We start from the raw sequence: 16,333 nt of genomic DNA, 5'->3' as shown, positions 1-16,333 counted from the left end.
GCCATGACCTCTTCCTCCACCGCCCGTGCACGGGTACCCGTTACCGTCATCACCGGCTTTCTGGGTGCCGGCAAGACCACGCTACTGCGCCATGTGCTGGCCAACGCCAAAGGCCAGCGCATTGCCATTGTGGTCAATGAATTCGGCACGCTTGGCATTGATGGCGACACGCTGCGCGCCTGCGGCGTGGAAGGCTGCCGGGACGAGGACATTGTGGAACTGACCAATGGCTGCCTATGCTGCACGGTGGCGGACGATTTCCTGCCTACCATGGAAGCGCTGCTGGACCGTGATGCACCGCCCGACCATATCGTGATCGAGACTTCGGGTCTTGCCCTGCCCAAGCCGCTGCTCAAGGCGTTCGGCTGGCCCACCATCCGCACGCGCATGACGGTGGATGGCGTGGTGACCGTGGTGGACGGCCCCGCCGTTGCCGCCGGGCGCTTTGCCGATGACCCCGAGGAAGTGGCCCGCCAGCAGGCCGCCGACCCCTCGCTCGACCACGATAACCCGTTGGCCGAGGTGTACGAGGACCAGCTGCTGTGCGCCGATCTGGTAGTGTTGAACAAGACCGACCTCATGACCGCCACGCAGGCCGATGCGGTGGAAGCCGCGATCCGTGCCGAGATCCCGCGCGCGGTCAAGGTGGTGCGTGCGACCGACGGGCAGGTTGATCCCGCCATCCTGCTCGGCCTGGATGCGGCGGCGGAGGATGACCTTGATGCCCGCCCTTCCCACCACGATGCGGAAGGGGGCGAGCACGAGCATGATGATTTCGAGAGCTTCGTGCTGCCCATTACCGAACAGGCCAGCGTAGAGGAATTCATCAACCGGCTGAAAACCGTAGCCGAACAGCACGACATCCTGCGCATGAAGGGCTACGCCACGGTTGCGGGCAAGCCCATGCGACTGGCGGTGCAGGGCGTGGGCGGCCGCTTCCGCCACCAGTTTGACCAGCCCGTACCCAAGGCTGGTCCGCGCGGCGGCAACCTTGTGGTCATTGGTCAGAAGGGGCTGGACCAAGCTGCGATTGCGCGCATGCTGGCGTAGTATCCAAGGCAAACTGATAAAAGTTCTTGGGCGCCGCCTTTTCTTTAAAAGGCGGCGTTCTTCGAAGCTTTTTGGGAAAAAATCTTCACCAAAAACTTTTTTATGATTTCACGGGAACGGAGCGGGCACCATGCATCTGCTGGCACGCGAAATCCGCACGCTGGATGACGGCGATCAGGCGCAGGACCTGGGGCATGCCCCGGCCGATATCGTGTTCCTGTCTTTCTCCGACAGTGACCTGCTGTGCCTGGACGCCGCACATACGGCAGAGGATGCGCCCGCCGCCAGCCTGCGCAGCGCCAACCTCTCATGCCTGCTGCACCCCATGTCCATCGACCTGTATGTGGCCGATACCATCATGGAGTCGCGTTGCGTGGTGGTGCGGCTGCTGGGGGGCCTGGAATACTGGCGCTACGGGGCGGAAGAACTGGCACGCGCCTGCCAGCAGGCCCGCATTCCACTGGCCTTTGTGGCGGGTGACGGGCGCGATGACCCACGCCTTGCCCGGCTTTCTACCGTGACGGAACCCATCCGCGCACGCCTTGACGCGCTGCTGCGCGCGGGCGGGACAACCAATACCGCCACCGCCCTGCGCCTGATGGCACATCTGGCCGGGTGTGGGCCGGATGAGAACACGCCGCCCGAACCCCTGCCGCCTGCGGGCCTGCTACAGGTGGCGGATGCAGCCCTGCCGCTGCGCGCGCTGGTGGTGTTCTACCGCGCGCACCTGCTGGCGGCGGATATCGACCCCATCATGGCGCTGGCTGATACTCTGGCCCGCTACGGCATGGGGGCGGATCTTTTATACGTGACCTCGCTCAAGGATGCGGCATCCGTGCGTATCCTGACTGCCCGCCTTGCGGCGGCACCGCCAGATGTCATCATCAACGCCACCTTTTTTTCCGCCCGCGCGGGGGTGGATAACGCCTCCCCGCTCGACCTTGCGGGCGTGCCGGTACTGCAGGTGCAGCAGCCCGGCATTGCCCATAACCTGTGGCGTGACAGCCTGCGCGGCCTGTCGCAGGCCGACCTTGCCATGCAGGTCGTGCTACCCGAACTGGACGGGCGGATTCCCGCCTTCCCCATTTCCTTCAAGGAAGAAACCACACCCGGCCTGCCCGCGCGCCATGTACCCCATGCGCCGGGCATCGACATGACCTGTGCGCGCGCGGCAGGCTGGGCACGGCTGGGCCATAAACCGGCTCCCGCGCGGCGGGTAGGCATCGTGCTGTCCGATTATCCCGGCGCGCAGGGTGCGCCCACCGGGCAGGCAGCCCATGCGGTGGGGCTGGACAGTTTTGCAAGCCTTGAGCACATCATGCGCCTGCTGGATAGTGCGGGCTACGATACGGGCCACGCCCCTCTGCCCACGGCGGACGGACTGGCCCACGCACTGGCCCGTGCGCCAGCGCGGCCCTTTATATCGGTTTCCACCTATCGGGGCTGGCTGGCCGCCCTGCCTGCCGCACTCCAGGTCACGCTTGAAGCGTGCTGGGGTGCACCGGAGAATGATCCGGCCTGCGCCGATGGCCGGTTTCACCTGCGTCATGTGCAACTGGGCCAGATCGTACTGGCGCTGCAACCCGACCGTGGCACGACCACCGACCGCCATGGCGGCTACCATGATCCCGACACACCGCCACGCCATGCCTATGTCGCCTTCTACCTGTGGTTGCAGCATGGGCTGGGACTGGATGCCATGGTGCATCTGGGCACGCATGGCACACTGGAATGGCTGCCCGGCAAGGCGGCGGCCCCGTCAGTCACCTGCTGGCCTTCGGTTCTGGTGGGCGGGATGCCGGTCATCTACCCCTTCATCGTCAATAACCCCGGCGAGGCAGCCGCCGCGCGCCGCAGGTTGGGGGCTGTAACCATCGGGCACCTGACCCCCCCCATCATGGCGGCGGGCCATGCAGGCCATGACACGGGCGAACTGGAGCGCCTGATTGATGAATATGCCGCAGCCGACGGGCTGGACCGTAGGCGGGGCGCCATCCTGCGTGGTGAAATCCTGCAACGCGCCGACAGCCTTGGCCTGCTGGGCGAAAGCGGCGTGGACCGCGGGACGGACGAGGACGAGGCCCTTGCCCGCCTTGATGCCTACCTGTGTGACGTGAAGGACCTGCAGATCCGCGACGGGCTGCATATATTCGGCTGTCCCGCGCCACGCATGGCGGAACTGGCCCATGCCATTGCCCGCTCGTGCGGCGCGCAGGCCCCGGAAGGTATCGCAACCCGGCTGGCGGCCTGCGGGCAGGCGGAAAGCCATGCCCTGCTGGCGGCACTGGACGGGCGCTTTGTGCCGGCAGGCCCCGCAGGTGCCCCCACGCGCGGGCGGGCGGACGTGCTGCCCACGGGGCGCAACCTGTACGCCATGGACCCGCGCGCCATTCCAACCCGGTCGGCACTGGTGCTGGCGCAGCGCAGCGCGGAACTACTGCTGGAGGAACATCTGCAAGAACAGGGCGAGCCACTGCGCAGCCTTGTGATCGACCTATGGGGCTCGGCCAGCCTGCGCACCGGCGGCGAGGACCTGGCCCTGGCCCTGCTGCTGATGGGCGTAAAACCGGTATGGGATCATGCCTCGGGCCGGGTCACGGGCATCGAGATCATTCCCATGGCGGAACTCGACCGTCCGCGCGTGGATGTGACGCTGCGCCTGTCGGGGCTGTTCCGCGATGCCTTTCCCGGCCAGATCGCCCTGTTTGAACAGGCGGTGCAGGCCATTGCGGCGCGTACCTCCGAATCCCCCGACCTCAACCCGCTGGCCGCCAGCACGGCGGGACTGGAGGGAGATGCCCTGCACGCCGCCACGGCGCGCATGTTTGGCGCGGCGCCCGGCACGTATGGCACGGGGATGGAGGACATGCTCGCCCACGGTACATGGCAGGCGCGTGATGAACTGGGCCAGGCATGGCTGGACGGTTCCGCCTGGACCTATGGCGGCAGGCGCGAAGGCACGCAGGCGCCCGACATGCTGGCAGCCCGCATGGCACAGGCCGCCATCGTGCTTCACATGCAGGACAATGCGGAAACCGACATACTGGAAAGTGTGGAGGCCGCCACCCATGAGGGCGGCATGGCCGCCGCCGCCGCCATGCTGGGCAACGCGCCACGCCTTGTGCATGGCGACACATCCTGCTCCGACACCCCTCGCCTGCGTGCCACGGCGCAGGAAGTGGCGCGCGTAGTGCGCGGGCGGCTGGCCAACCCGGTCTGGCTTACGGGCATGCGCCGCCATGGCTACCGGGGTGCGGCCGAGATTGCCCGCACCACGCAGGCTCTGCACGGCTTTGCCGCAACCCTGCCCACGCGCCTTGACCGGCAGTTTGACCTGACCTTCGCCGCCGTGCTGGATGACCCGGAAATGGATGCCTTCCTGCGCGATGCCAACCCCGATGCCCATGCGGCCATCCGCCGCCTGCTGGCCGATGCCCTGAAGCGCGACCTGTGGCGCCCGCGCGCCAACAGCGCCAGCCTGCTGCTCGATCCCGCGCCATGACCACCGCTCCCAGCGTGCGGGGCTGGTGCCCCGGTCTGCATACCCCCATGCAGGCCGCCGATGGCTGGCTGGTGCGCGTGCGCCCACCACTTGGCCGCCTGTCGGGACAGCAGGCACACGCCATTGCCCGGGCGGCGCGCACCCATGGCAACGCGCTGATCGAGCTGACCAGCCGGGGCAACCTGCAACTGCGTGGCCTGACACCCGACAGTGCGCGCGCCTTTGCCCGTGACATGCATGAAGCCGACCTTGCCAGCGCGGACGCCGCGACCGAAGCCCGGCGCAGCCTGCTGCTCTCGCCACTGGCCGGAATCGACCCGCATGCCGCACCCGATGCCTCAGATGTCATCCGCACGCTTGATGCCGCCCTTGCCGATGCCACCACCCTGTGCGGCCTGCCCGCCAAATTCGCGGTTGCGGTGGAATGCGGGGGCTACGTGCCCACCGGCACGCTGCGGGGGGATATCGTGCTACGCGCCAGTGGAGAAAGCTGGCTGGTCGTATGTGGCGCGCGGGCATGGCCCTGCACCGGGACAGCGGGCGTGGAGATGGTCGTGGCACTTGCCCATGCACTAGCAGCACTGGATGCACCTGCCCGCCCATTGCACGACCCCGCACAGGCCGATACGGCCTTTGCAGCCCTTGGCGTGCTGGACGCCACACGGCCCGCACCGCAGGGACGCCACGAACCACCCCCGCTGGCAGGCATCCTGCCCGGCCACGCCATGGGTGCGGTCCTGCCACCCGGACCGATCCATGCGGATATGCTGGATGACGTGGCCCTGTGGTGCGCGCACAACGGCAACGGTCACATGCGCATTGCCCCATGGCGTGCGCTTGTCATGGAACACTGTGCCACGCCACCACCCCAGCCTGGTCTGATAACCGATCCGGCCGACCCGCGCCTGCGGGTATGGGCGTGCATCGGCGCACGCGGTTGCGCCTGCGCACCGCGTGACGTGATTGCCGATGCCCTTAGCCTTGCCCCGGACCTGCCACCGCACCTGCGCCTGCATGTATCTGGTTGCCCGAAGGGATGCGCCCATCCCGCCCCTGCGGACCTGACGCTGGTGGCCCGGACAGATGGCTACAGCCTGTGCCCGCATGGCCGGGCGGACGAGACACCTGTAGACAGCGGGCTTTCGCTGGCACAGATACAGCGGATCATGCGGGGCTGGCCCCGCACCCTACAGGACGCCACCCAACCCAACGGGAGAACACGACCGGCATGACCCCGCAGACGGAACCGTACGACTATATTCATGATGGCGCGGCCATCTATGCCCGGTCCTTCGCCATTATCCGCGCCGAGGCCGACCTGGGCGGCCTGAGCGAGGCCGAGGCCCGCGTGGTCGTACGCATCATCCACGCCTGCGGCATGGTGGATGTGGCAAAATCCATCCACATGTCGCCCGATTTCGTTACCCGCGCCCGCGCGGCCCTGCTGGCGGGGCGGCCCGTGCTGTGTGATGCGAATATGGTAGCTCATGGCGTGACCCGTGCGCGCCTGCCAGCCGACAACCCGGTCATCTGTACCCTGCGCGACCCGCGCACGCCCGCCATCGCGCGGGAAATCGGCAATACCCGCTCGGCCGCCGCGATGGACCTGTGGGGCAATGACCTGAAGGATGCCGTGGTGGCCATTGGCAATGCCCCCACCGCGCTGTTCCACCTGCTGGAAATGATCCGTGCGGGCGCACCACGTCCCGCCGCCGTAATCGGCATGCCGGTCGGCTTTGTGGGCGCTGCCGAATCCAAGGAAGCACTGGCGGAGTTTGGCGACCTACCCTTCATCATCGTACGCGGGCGGCTGGGTGGCAGCGCCATGGCGGCGGCCACCGTCAATGCGCTGGCGAGTGAAGCGGAATGACGCAGGGCACACAGGCGGGCCGCCTGTCCATACTTGGCATGGGGCCGGGCGACCCGGAACTCATGACCATAAAAGCCGCGCGCCTGTTGCGTGAAAGCCCGGTCATCGCGTGGTTCTGCCGCCATGACCGCCCCGGCCATGCGCGCGAGATTGCGGGCGACCAGTTGCCCAGAACGGCCACAACCCTGCGCTTTGCCTACCCCTTCACCACCGAGATCGCGGTCAGCGACCCCGCCTACCTGGTGCGCATGGCAACCTTTTATGATGACTGCGCCCGGCAGGTGGCCGATCACCTGGAGACCGGAACGGACGTAGCGCTGCTATGCGAGGGCGATCCCTTCCTGTTCGGCTCGGCCATGTATGTATTCGACCGGCTGCATGAACGCTTTGAATGCGCCATCGTGCCCGGCATTACCGCCATGAGCGGCTGCTGGTCGGCAGCGCAGCGCCCCATGGTGCACGGCGATGACGTACTGTGCGTCATACCCGGCACACTGGATGAAGCGGCCCTAATACAGTGGCTGGAACACGCCAATGCCGCCGTGATCATGAAGCTGGGCCGCAACCTGGAAAAAGTGCGCCGCGCGCTGCGCGCCACGGGGCGGGAAGCGCGTGCGATCTACGTCGAGCGCGCAACCCAGCCGCAGCAGCGCAGCATGAAACTTGCCGACATGACCGGGCCCGCCCCCTATTTCTCCATCATCCTCGTCCCCGGTCGGGAGGGCGCGCGATGACGGAGATGACGGGGCGGATTTTTGTGGTGGGGCTTGGTCCGGGCAATACAGCCCAGCGCACGCCAGAGGCCGATGCCGCCCTGGCGCAGGCCACCGACCTGATCGGCTATGCGCCCTATGTGGCCCGCGTTGCCGCAGGCCGGGATGTGGTGCGCCACGCCAGCGACAACCGTGTAGAACTGGACCGCGCGCGCCATGCGGTGGAACTGGCGCTGGCTGGCAGGACCGTGGCCGTCGTATCTGGTGGGGATGCCGGAGTCTTTGGCATGGCCAGCGCGGTATTCGAGGCGATTGACCATGGTCCCGCCGCATGGCGGGGGGTGGACGTTACGGTCATACCCGGCCTGTCTGCCGTGCTCGCCGCCGCCGCCCGGCTGGGGGCACCGCTGGGGGGGGATTTCTGCGTCATTTCGCTGTCCGACAACCTCAAACCGCGTGAGGTTGTTCACCGCAGGCTGTCGGCGGCAGCGGAGGCGGGGCTGGTCATTGCACTCTACAATCCGCGCTCAAAGGCACGGCCGGACCAGCTGGGCGAGGCCCTTGACCTGCTGCGCACCATTTTGCCGGGCACCGTGCCGGTCGCCTTCGCGCGCGCCATAGGCCGTGCGGATGAGCGCGTGATCCTGACCGACATTGCCCATGCCGACCCCGAACAGGTGGACATGAGTACACTGGTACTGATCGGCTGCCCGCTGACCCATGTCATTACCCGCGCGAACGGGGAAAAATGGCTCTATACCTCCCGCAGCGTGGCGGCCCCGTGCGCGTGAAGCCCGTCCAGCCACGCCATGGCGGCGAGGGTATCGGCCACGGTATGGGCACACGCCACGGGAGGGCGGGCCACCATGATCACTGCCACCCCCAGCCTGCGTGCCGCCGCCAGCTTGGCACGTGTGGCGCTGCCGCCGGAATTCTTGGTCACGATCACATCAATCCGCTCCCGGCGCAGCAGGACTTCTTCTTCCGCCTCGGCAAAGGGACCCCGGGCCAGCAGCACCCGGCAGCCCGGTGGCAGCAGGCTGGCATCGGGGTGATCCACGCTGCGCAACAGCCAGTCATGCGCGCCCGCACCGGCAAAGGGCAGCAGGTCCTTGCGGCCAACCGTCAGCAGTACGCGCCGGGGTTTGGCGCCCAGCGCACGGGCGGCGGCCTGCATGTCAGGCACGAGGGTCCAGCGGTCATCTGGCGTAGGCGCCCAGCCCGGCCGCTCCACGCGCAGCAGCGGCACATGGGCTGCCGCACAGGCCCGCACCGCATTGCCGCTGATCTGTGTAGCGAATGGGTGGGTGGCGTCCACCACTGCGTCGATACGGTGCGCCAGCAGCCAGTCACGCAGCCCATCGGCCCCGCCAAAGCCGCCAATGCGTACAGCCAGCGCAGGCAGGACAGGCGCGCGGGTGACACCGGCAAGCGAGACGGTAGTGTCAAACCGTGCGGCGTGACGTTCCAGCAGCGTGTAAAGCTGCCGTGCCTCCGTCGTGCCGCCCAGAACCAGAACCCGCATCGCTTTCCCCTACCATCCAGCCGGGGCATCGCATGACCTCCCCCTGGCTACATGTTATCGGCATTGGGGAAGACGGTGTCGAGGCCCTGCCCGCAACCCATCGCGCGCTGATCGCGGAGGCGGAACTGGTGGTCGGTGGCGCGCGCCACCTTGCCCTTGCCGCCCCGCTGGTCACGGGCCGTACGCTGGCATGGCCACACCCGCTGGCGGATGGCATTGCCGAAGTGCTGGGCGGGCGTGGCAGGCCAGTTTGCGTGCTGGCATCGGGTGATCCGTTCCTGTTCGGCATTGCCAGCACACTGCACCGCCATGTGCCGATGGGGGAGATGGTGTGCCTGCCCAGCCCCTCCTCCATAGCGCTTGCGTGCAACCTGCTGGGCTGGGCGGAGCAGGACATCACACTGCTCTCCCTGTGTGGCCGCCCGATGGAGGCTACCGCCCCTGCCCTGCAACCCGGCGGCAGGCTGGTCGTGCTCTCGGCTGACGAGCACACGCCCCGCGCTTTCGCGCGCTGGCTGGACGGGCGGGGCTTTGGCAGCTCCACCGTGCACATACTGGGCAGGCTGGGCGGCGATGCGCAGACACACCACAGTGCACGGGTGTCGGACGTGGCGCAGGCAGACAGTCTGGACGTGCCAAGGCTCAACCTGATGGCCATCGAGGTGGTCGCGGCGCGCAATGCGCTGGTCATCCCGCTGGCCTGCGGCCTGTCGGATGATCTGTTCGACCATGACGGGCAGATCACCAAGCGCGAAATCAGGGCCGCCACCCTCTCCGCCCTTGCCCCACGACAGGGGGAAATATTGTGGGATATCGGCGCGGGGTCCGGTTCCATCGGCATTGAATGGATGCTGCGCCACCCGGCCAACCGGGCCATTGCCGTCGAGAAATCGGCCACACGCCGGGCCCGCATTGTCCATAATGCGCTCAACCTTGGCGTGCCCGCACTTGAGGTTGTAGCGGGAGAGGCCCCGGTCTGCATTGCGCAGATGCAGGCTGATGGCCTGCCCGTACCCGATGCCATCTTTGTGGGCGGCGGCATCAGCAATCCCGGCATGCTGGAAGCGGCATGGCAGGCCCTGCGCCCCGGCGGGCGGCTGGTGGCCAATGCCGTAACGCTGGAGAGTGAGGCAAGCGTAATGGCCGCGCACGCAAGATGGGGCGGCATGCTGACACGGATGCAGGTGGAACGACTGGAGCCGATCGGACGCTTCAACGCCTTCCGTCCCGGCATGACCGTAACCAGCTATGCCGTGACCCGCACGGAAAACACGCCATGATCGTAGCCGGACTTGGGCTGCGCAGCGGGTGCGAGGCAGGCGACATCATTGATCTCATCAACACCACACAGGCGCGCTGTGGCAGGCGGCCGGACCTTGTGGCCGTGCCCGCCTTCCGCTACCGCGAGGCGGGACTACAGGCCGCAATGGCCCGGCTGGGGCTGGAACTGCGCGCCATAACGCCCGATGAACTGCTGGCCGCACAACCACGCTGCGTCACCCGCTCGGCCCGCGCGCAGGCGGCACTTGGCGTGGCCTCGGTGGCGGAAGGCTGTGCGCTGGCGGCGGCGGGGAAAAGCGCACGGCTGATCGTGCCACGCCTGACCGGCCCGCACGCAACATGTGCCATGGCACAGGGAGAAGATGCATGACCGTACACTTCATTGGCGCAGGCCCCGGTGCCGCCGACCTGCTGACCCTGCGCGGGCGCGACCTGCTGGCAAAATGCCCGGTCTGCCTGTACGCGGGCTCCATCGTACCCACCGAAATGCTGGAGCACTGCCCGCCGGGCGCACGGCTGGTCGATACCGCGCCACTCACGCTGGACCTGATCGAGGCGGAATACATCCGTGCCCATGCGGCGGGGCAGGATGTAGCACGCCTGCATTCGGGCGATCTTTCGGTCTACAGCGCCGTGGCCGAGCAGGTCCGCAGGTTGGACCGCAACGGCATTGCGTGGACCATGACACCGGGCGTGCCCGCCTTTGCCGCCGCCGCCTCTGTTCTGGGGCGGGAACTGACCGTGCCGGAAGTAGCCCAGAGCGTGGTGCTAACGCGCGTGAGCGGCCGGGCTTCGGCCATGCCGGAGCGCGAGAAACTGGCCGCCTTTGGCGCCACGGGGGCGACGCTGGCCATCCATCTGGCCATCCATGTGCTCGACCGGATCGTGGCTGACCTGACGCCATTCTATGGCGCGGACTGCCCCGTCGCCATCGTGGCGCGGGCGACATGGCCGGACCAGATGGTGTTGCGGGGCACACTGAGTGACATTTGTGAAAAACTGGCTGCCAACCCGATCGAACGCACCGCACTGGTGCTGGTCGGACGCGCGCTCGGTGCCCATGATTTTCGTGAAAGCGCGCTATATAACGCTGATTACCACCGCCGCTTCCGGTCCTGAACCGGACATCACCGCCTTTTTTCAGAAAAGACGACGCGCTCTGAAGCTTTTTGAAAAAAGCTTCACCAAAAACTTCTTTACGGTTTACGACACAGGGTGCGGACCGTACCGGGCGACCAGCGCGCCCGCGCGGTCGAACAGCAGCACATCCAGCATGCACGGCGTTCCCGCCATTACAGCAGCTACCGTCCGCCACGCCCCCTGCGCCACGACCGGACCAAGAGGATAGCCCGCATCCGCCGCCAGAGCGAAAGCACTGGCAACGGAATGAACCTGTGCAATGGCCGCCACCAGCATATCCGGTGCGCCATTACTATGTGCAAGTTCCCCCAAGCGGGTCATGTCCGCCTGCCCGCGGCGGGAATGTAGATCAAGGAACCCCTGCGCCAGCTTGGTCATCTTGGCCACGCCGCCGCCAATACTTACGCGGTCCACGGGATGGCGGCGCAGATATTTCAGCAGCCCACCGGCAAAGTCACCCATTTCCAGCATGGCTTCCTCCGGCAGGTCATACAGTGCTTTTGTCGCGCGTTCCGATACATCGCCGGTGCAGCCCGCCACATGGGGCAGGCCCAGTGCGCGTGCCACGTCCACGCCACGATGGATGCTGTCGATCCACGCCGCACAGGAAAACGGCACCACGATGCCCGTGGTGCCCAGAATAGACAGCCCCCCCACAATGCCCAGCCGGGCATTGAGCGTACGGCGCGCCAGTTCCTGCCCGCCTGCGATGGATATGATGACCTCCACATCCGGTTCATGACCGCCCGCATCGCTCAGTGCCGTCCGGATCATGTGTCGGGGCACGGGATTGATGGCGGGCTGGCCTGGCGGGATGGGCAGACCCGGCAGCGTGACCGTGCCCACGCCGCTGCCAGCATGAAACACCACGCCACAGCCCGGCGGCCCGTGGCGCACGTCCACGCGCACATGCGCGCCGTGGGTTACATCCGGGTCATCACCTGCATCCTTGACCACCTCCGCCCACGCGCCCTCGCCCGTATATCCGTGGCCTGCCAGCGCAAACGCCACATCCTGCCCACCGGGCAGGGTAATGATGACCGGATCGGGAAATTCTCCCCCGCACAACCCGCCCCACGCGGCGCGGGCGGCAGCGGTGGCGCAACTGCCTGTGGTCCATCCCCGGCGCAGGCTGTTATGGGTACGCTCCATCTGGGTGATCTTCTTTCCCGACAGGGGTAAAAGGTGGTTCCTCACCACGGTCTAGCAGGAACGGACATGATGACACGAGGGCTGATGATTGCCGCCCCCCGCTCTGGCAGCGGCAAGACCACGCTTACACTGGCCATCCTTGCAGCCCTGCGCCGCCGCGGTGTGGCCGTGCGCGGGGCCAAGACCGGGCCGGATTATATCGACCCCGCCTTCCATGAAGCCCTGACCGGGCTATCCAGCCTCAATCTGGATAGCTGGGCCATGCCTGCTCCCCTACTCGATGGCGTGATGGCACAGGCATATTCCGGCTGCGACGTAGTGGTGACGGAAGCCTCCATGGGCCTGTTCGACGGGTTGATGGAGCCACAGGGCGCACGCGGAGCACCTGCCGACATTGCCGCGCGCTATGCCCTGCCGGTGCTGCTGGTACTCGACATTTCCGGGCAGGGCCAGTCAGCCGCGGCAACCGCGCTGGGATTTGCCCGCCTGAACCCCGATGTACGCGTTGCGGGCGTGATCCTCAACCGTGTCGGCTCACCCCGCCATGCCGCCATGGCCACGCAGGCCATCAACGCCGTGGGCCTGCCCGTACTGGGCGCGTTCGGACGCGATGCCGGGCTGCAACTACCCGAACGCCATCTGGGACTGGTGCAGGCACGCGAGCATGACGGACTGGACGCACTGGCCACACGCCTTGCCGCACAGGCCGAACGTGACCTGGACCTGGACGCCATACTGGCCTGCGCCACCGCGGCGAACCTGCCTGCGACGGCGGGGCAGCAGGCCTGCGCCCTGCCACCGCCGGGGCAGCGCATTGCAGTGGCGAATGATGCCGCGTTTTCGTTCCTGTATGCCCATATGGTGGCCGGATGGCGGGCGGCGGGGGCAGAACTGCTGCCTTTCTCGCCGCTGGCCGATGAAGGCCCGGCACCGGACTGCGATGCTTGCTGGCTGCCCGGCGGCTACCCGGAACTGCATGCCGGACAACTGGCGCAGGCAGCACGTTTCCGCACGGAACTGGCCCATTTTGCCCATACCCGTCCGGTGCATGGGGAATGCGGTGGCTTCATGGTGCTGGGCGAAAGCCTGACGGACAAGGCGGGCGAAACCCACCGCATGACCGGGCTGTTAGGTCATGCCACATCCTTTGCCACCCGCCGCATGAATCTCGGCTACCGTGCCGCCACCCTACGCCATGACTGTGCGGTGGGGGCGGCGGGCACACGGCTGCGCGGGCATGAATTCCATTACGCCACCCTGACCGATCCCGGCACGGATGAACCGCTGGCCGACATGCAGGACGGGTATGGCACCCCCCGCCCCCCCGGCGGCCTGCGGCGCGGGCTGGTATCGGGCACGTTCTTCCATGTGCTGGCCACCGATCAGGTCGCGGCAGCACCCTGATATACATGCACAAGGAACATGGCCGCACCGGGCACAGCGCAGGTATCGAGACAAACATGATGGACAATTTTCCGGCGTATATTTAATAATAATTATTACTTACTTTTATTATCTGGATATAATCGCCTGATGCGACTGAGTGACCTGCCACGCGGGGCGGATGCCATCATTGACAGCGTGGACGACCACACCAGCAACGACCCGGTCGCGGGGCGGCTACGTGAACTCGGCTTTGTGCCGGGCGAGCCGGTGCGAATTGTCGCCACGGCCCCGCTTGGGGGCGACCCGCTGGCCGTACGCATCGGTTTCACACGCTTTGCCCTGCGCCGCACCGAGGCAGACCGCGTAAACGTGCATATGGCGGATAACCCCGCATGACGACGCTCAACATCGCCCTGGTCGGCAACCCGAACTGCGGCAAGACCGCCCTGTTCAACCTGCTGACCGGCAGCCGGCAGAAAGTGGCCAACTACGCGGGCGCCACGGTGGAGCGCAAGGAAGGTTGGTTCACCACCCCGGGGGGCCGCAGCGTGCGGCTGCTGGACCTGCCCGGCGCCTACAGCCTGAACGCCACCAGCCCCGATGAGGCCGTGACCCGCGATGTCTGCGCGGGTACCTATCACGGCGAGACGGCACCCGACCTGCTGGTATGTGTGGCAGATGCCACGAACCTGCGGCTGCACCTGCGCTTCGTGCTGGAAATGCGCGCGCTGGGTCGCCCCGTGGTGCTGGCGCTGAACATGATTGACGCCGCAACCCGCAACGGCATGGAAATCGACCTGCCGCGCCTGCAGGCGGAAACCGGCATGCCCGTCATTCCCACCATCGGCATCAAACGCGATGGCGCGCGCGCCCTGCTGGCGCAACTCGATGGAACGCCGCCACCCGTACCCATGCCCCTGCCGCCGGGTACGGACCTGCACGCCATGGTGCGCCAGATCCTGACGGATTGCGTAACCCACGCCACGCCCATGGCAGACCGGGTGGAGGAACGGCTCGACCGCTGGGTGCTACACCCAGTATGGGGGCCGATCATCCTGGTCGTGCTGCTGTTCGTGATGTTCCAGGCCGTCTTTGCCTGGGCGCAGCCGCTTATGGACGGAATTGACGCGGGCATGGGCCTGCTGGGCGAGAAAGTGGGCCAGTTCCTGCCCGATGGCGCGCTACGCAGCCTGATCGTAGATGGCGTGATTGCCGGTGCGGGCAGTGTAGTGACCTTCCTGCCGCAGATCCTGATCCTGTTTGCATGGATACTGGTTCTGGAAGAATCGGGCTACCTGCCGCGCGCCGCCTTCCTGCTAGACCGGCTCATGTCATTTGCCGGGCTGAGCGGGCGCTCCTTCATCCCGCTGCTGTCCAGCTTTGCCTGTGCCGTGCCTGGCATCATGGCCACGCGCACCATCCAGAACCCGCGTGACCGGCTGATCACCATCCTGATCGCGCCGCTCATGACCTGCTCGGCCCGGCTGCCGGTCTATACACTGCTGATCGGGGCCTTCGTGCCGCACCACAGCGTACTGGGATTCATGAACCTGCAGGGGCTTGTACTGTTCGGGCTATATGCAGTGGGCATCCTCTCCGCCGTGCTGGTGGCCCTTGTGCTGCGCTGGCGCAACGCTGACCGGCGGGAAGCTACCCTGCTGATGGAACTGCCCGCCTACCGCCTGCCCAACCCGCGTGACATCGCGCTAGGGCTGTGGGAACGGGCGCGTATCTTCCTGATGCGCGTGGGCACGACCATCATCTCGCTTACCGTGCTGCTGTGGGGACTGTCCAGTTTTCCTCCGCCCCCCGCTGGCGCCACGGGGCCTGCCATTGACTGGAGTCTGGCCGGGCGGATCGGGCACCTGATGCTGCCCATATTCGCGCCGCTGGGCTTCAACTGGCAGATCTGCGTGGCCCTCATCCCCGGCCTTGCCGCGCGTGAGGTGGCGGTGGGCGCGCTTGCCACGGTCTACTCCCTTGGCTCCGGTACCGATACCGACCAGGCGGCGGCACAGCTGGGGCAGATGCTGCCCGCCCACTGGAGCCTGCCCACCGCCCTGTCGCTGCTGGCCTGGTATGTCTATGCCCCCCAGTGCGTAGCAACGCTTGCGGTCATCCGTCGCGAGACCACATCGTGGCGCGTGGTCGCGGTGACGGCGGGATACCTGTTCGGTCTGGCCTACCTTGCGGCCTTCCTGACCTACCATATTGCGCGGGCGCTATAATGCACGCGGTCTCCTGGTTTCAGGTCGTGGTGGCGGTTACGGTTGTCCTGGCCTGTGCCATATACTGGCTGGGGCGGCTGTTTCCGGCCCTCGGTTACAGCGGCTGGCAGGTAACCGGCACAGTGCTGCGCCGATTGCATGCACCCGCCCGCATGGTCCATTATACCACGCGCCGCGCGGAGGGTGGCAGGCGCGGGGGGTGTGGCAGTTGTTCAGGCTGCGGTGACCGTAATACCAGACCCCGCCAGCATGACTGAATGCAGGGCGCGTTTTAGGTAATGGTAGATTGTGCCGTCAATGGTATATAGACCGCGCAGTCAGAAACCAGCATTGCATACAGAGCTTTCTATTTATACAAATAAGGTATAATTGTTATTTCCCTTTATATATAATATGTTCCGCCCGGTCGTATGATATGCCTGCGCCCGTGATAACAAGCTGGTATGCCTGTTCAAGCCGCCCGTACGGGCAGTGACACGGGCAACC

Annotated in this window: 15 protein-coding genes; 13 read left to right on the top strand and 2 right to left on the bottom strand. The window is 66.5% G+C overall.

The window, feature by feature from the left end; genetic code table 11:
• The first annotated feature begins 3 nt into the window (after nucleotides 1-3).
• From cobW to cobJ, 6 genes are all read left to right on the top strand, one after another.
• On the top strand, nucleotides 4-1,050 hold the full coding sequence (gene cobW, locus GLX_RS10415; protein WP_014105930.1) for a cobalamin biosynthesis protein CobW: 1,047 nt from the start codon (nucleotides 4-6) through the stop codon (nucleotides 1,048-1,050).
• 130 nt (nucleotides 1,051-1,180) lie between these two features.
• Complete coding sequence (gene cobN, locus GLX_RS10410) at nucleotides 1,181-4,552, top strand: cobaltochelatase subunit CobN (protein ID WP_014105929.1); 3,372 nt, start codon at nucleotides 1,181-1,183, stop codon at nucleotides 4,550-4,552.
• Entirely contained in the window at nucleotides 4,549-5,784 is a 1,236-nt protein-coding gene (gene cobG, locus GLX_RS10405; protein WP_014105928.1) for a precorrin-3B synthase, read from the top strand. Before cobN ends, cobG begins: the two co-directional genes overlap by 4 nt.
• On the top strand, nucleotides 5,781-6,422 hold the full coding sequence (locus tag GLX_RS10400; protein ID WP_014105927.1) for a precorrin-8X methylmutase: 642 nt from the start codon (nucleotides 5,781-5,783) through the stop codon (nucleotides 6,420-6,422). The genes cobG and GLX_RS10400 overlap by 4 nt, the downstream gene beginning before the upstream one ends.
• Nucleotides 6,419-7,156: a precorrin-2 C(20)-methyltransferase gene (locus GLX_RS10395; RefSeq protein ID WP_014105926.1), complete on the top strand. Its 738-nt coding sequence runs from the start codon at nucleotides 6,419-6,421 to the stop codon at nucleotides 7,154-7,156. The genes GLX_RS10400 and GLX_RS10395 overlap by 4 nt, the downstream gene beginning before the upstream one ends.
• A complete protein-coding gene (gene cobJ / locus GLX_RS10390) occupies nucleotides 7,153-7,926 on the top strand; it encodes a precorrin-3B C(17)-methyltransferase (protein ID WP_041247352.1) in 774 nt (257 codons plus the stop codon). The genes GLX_RS10395 and cobJ overlap by 4 nt, the downstream gene beginning before the upstream one ends.
• On the opposite strand, the gene GLX_RS10385 is transcribed toward cobJ, so the two are convergent.
• Nucleotides 7,890-8,660, bottom strand: a complete 771-nt coding sequence (locus tag GLX_RS10385) for a cobalt-precorrin-6A reductase (protein ID WP_014105924.1) — start codon at nucleotides 8,658-8,660, stop codon at nucleotides 7,890-7,892. The genes cobJ and GLX_RS10385 overlap by 37 nt on opposite strands.
• 32 nt (nucleotides 8,661-8,692) lie before the next feature.
• On the opposite strand from GLX_RS10385, the gene GLX_RS10380 reads away from it, so the two are divergent.
• From GLX_RS10380 to cobM, 3 genes are read left to right on the top strand one after another with little or no spacing between them, the layout of a single operon-like run.
• Nucleotides 8,693-9,940 (top strand): bifunctional cobalt-precorrin-7 (C(5))-methyltransferase/cobalt-precorrin-6B (C(15))-methyltransferase, encoded by a 1,248-nt coding sequence (locus GLX_RS10380; RefSeq protein WP_014105923.1) that lies wholly within the window; start codon nucleotides 8,693-8,695, stop codon nucleotides 9,938-9,940.
• A complete protein-coding gene (locus GLX_RS10375; protein WP_014105922.1) occupies nucleotides 9,937-10,311 on the top strand; it encodes a cobalamin biosynthesis protein in 375 nt (124 codons plus the stop codon). The genes GLX_RS10380 and GLX_RS10375 overlap by 4 nt, the downstream gene beginning before the upstream one ends.
• Entirely contained in the window at nucleotides 10,308-11,060 is a 753-nt protein-coding gene (cobM, locus tag GLX_RS10370) for a precorrin-4 C(11)-methyltransferase (protein WP_014105921.1), read from the top strand. Before GLX_RS10375 ends, cobM begins: the two co-directional genes overlap by 4 nt.
• Nucleotides 11,061-11,144: 84 nt before the next feature.
• On the opposite strand, the gene GLX_RS10365 is transcribed toward cobM, so the two are convergent.
• On the bottom strand, nucleotides 11,145-12,233 hold the full coding sequence (locus GLX_RS10365; protein ID WP_014105920.1) for a cobalt-precorrin-5B (C(1))-methyltransferase: 1,089 nt from the start codon (nucleotides 12,231-12,233) through the stop codon (nucleotides 11,145-11,147).
• 66 nt (nucleotides 12,234-12,299) lie between these two features.
• Between GLX_RS10365 and GLX_RS10360 the strand changes: the two genes are divergently transcribed.
• The 4 genes from GLX_RS10360 (at nucleotide 12,300) to GLX_RS10345 (ending at nucleotide 16,104) form a co-directional block, all read left to right on the top strand.
• Complete coding sequence (locus GLX_RS10360; RefSeq protein ID WP_014105919.1) at nucleotides 12,300-13,637, top strand: cobyrinate a,c-diamide synthase; 1,338 nt, start codon at nucleotides 12,300-12,302, stop codon at nucleotides 13,635-13,637.
• A 129-nt stretch (nucleotides 13,638-13,766) separates the two neighbouring features.
• Nucleotides 13,767-14,015 carry a FeoA family protein gene (locus GLX_RS10355; RefSeq protein WP_014105918.1) on the top strand — a complete coding sequence of 83 codons (249 nt, stop codon included), beginning with the start codon at nucleotides 13,767-13,769 and terminating at the stop codon, nucleotides 14,013-14,015.
• On the top strand, nucleotides 14,012-15,847 hold the full coding sequence (feoB, locus tag GLX_RS10350; protein ID WP_014105917.1) for a ferrous iron transport protein B: 1,836 nt from the start codon (nucleotides 14,012-14,014) through the stop codon (nucleotides 15,845-15,847). Before GLX_RS10355 ends, feoB begins: the two co-directional genes overlap by 4 nt.
• The gene (locus GLX_RS10345) at nucleotides 15,847-16,104 is read left to right on the top strand and encodes a DUF6587 family protein (protein WP_014105916.1); all 258 of its coding nucleotides are present in this window, start codon (nucleotides 15,847-15,849) and stop codon (nucleotides 16,102-16,104) included. Before feoB ends, GLX_RS10345 begins: the two co-directional genes overlap by 1 nt.
• The last annotated feature ends 229 nt before the right edge of the window (nucleotides 16,105-16,333 follow it).

This window comes from Komagataeibacter medellinensis NBRC 3288, from assembly GCF_000182745.2.
Lineage (GTDB): Bacteria > Pseudomonadota > Alphaproteobacteria > Acetobacterales > Acetobacteraceae > Komagataeibacter > Komagataeibacter medellinensis.
Note: the sequence above shows the minus strand (reverse complement) of the source record. Positions and strands in the feature narration are given on the sequence as shown.

Bases quoted from the DNA above. Each gene is read 5' to 3' on its own strand.
- cobW (WP_014105930.1), top strand. From the start codon at position 4: ATGACCTCTTCCTCCACCGCCCGTGCACGGGTACCCGTTACCGTCATC.
- cobN (WP_014105929.1), top strand. From the start codon at position 1,181: ATGCATCTGCTGGCACGCGAAATCCGCACGCTGGATGACGGCGATCAG.
- cobG (WP_014105928.1), top strand. From the start codon at position 4,549: ATGACCACCGCTCCCAGCGTGCGGGGCTGGTGCCCCGGTCTGCATACC.
- GLX_RS10400 (WP_014105927.1), top strand. From the start codon at position 5,781: ATGACCCCGCAGACGGAACCGTACGACTATATTCATGATGGCGCGGCC.
- GLX_RS10395 (WP_014105926.1), top strand. From the start codon at position 6,419: ATGACGCAGGGCACACAGGCGGGCCGCCTGTCCATACTTGGCATGGGG.
- cobJ (WP_041247352.1), top strand. From the start codon at position 7,153: ATGACGGAGATGACGGGGCGGATTTTTGTGGTGGGGCTTGGTCCGGGC.
- GLX_RS10385 (WP_014105924.1), bottom strand. From the start codon at position 8,660: ATGCGGGTTCTGGTTCTGGGCGGCACGACGGAGGCACGGCAGCTTTAC.
- GLX_RS10380 (WP_014105923.1), top strand. From the start codon at position 8,693: ATGACCTCCCCCTGGCTACATGTTATCGGCATTGGGGAAGACGGTGTC.
- GLX_RS10375 (WP_014105922.1), top strand. From the start codon at position 9,937: ATGATCGTAGCCGGACTTGGGCTGCGCAGCGGGTGCGAGGCAGGCGAC.
- cobM (WP_014105921.1), top strand. From the start codon at position 10,308: ATGACCGTACACTTCATTGGCGCAGGCCCCGGTGCCGCCGACCTGCTG.
- GLX_RS10365 (WP_014105920.1), bottom strand. From the start codon at position 12,233: ATGGAGCGTACCCATAACAGCCTGCGCCGGGGATGGACCACAGGCAGT.
- GLX_RS10360 (WP_014105919.1), top strand. From the start codon at position 12,300: ATGATGACACGAGGGCTGATGATTGCCGCCCCCCGCTCTGGCAGCGGC.
- GLX_RS10355 (WP_014105918.1), top strand. From the start codon at position 13,767: ATGCGACTGAGTGACCTGCCACGCGGGGCGGATGCCATCATTGACAGC.
- feoB (WP_014105917.1), top strand. From the start codon at position 14,012: ATGACGACGCTCAACATCGCCCTGGTCGGCAACCCGAACTGCGGCAAG.
- GLX_RS10345 (WP_014105916.1), top strand. From the start codon at position 15,847: ATGCACGCGGTCTCCTGGTTTCAGGTCGTGGTGGCGGTTACGGTTGTC.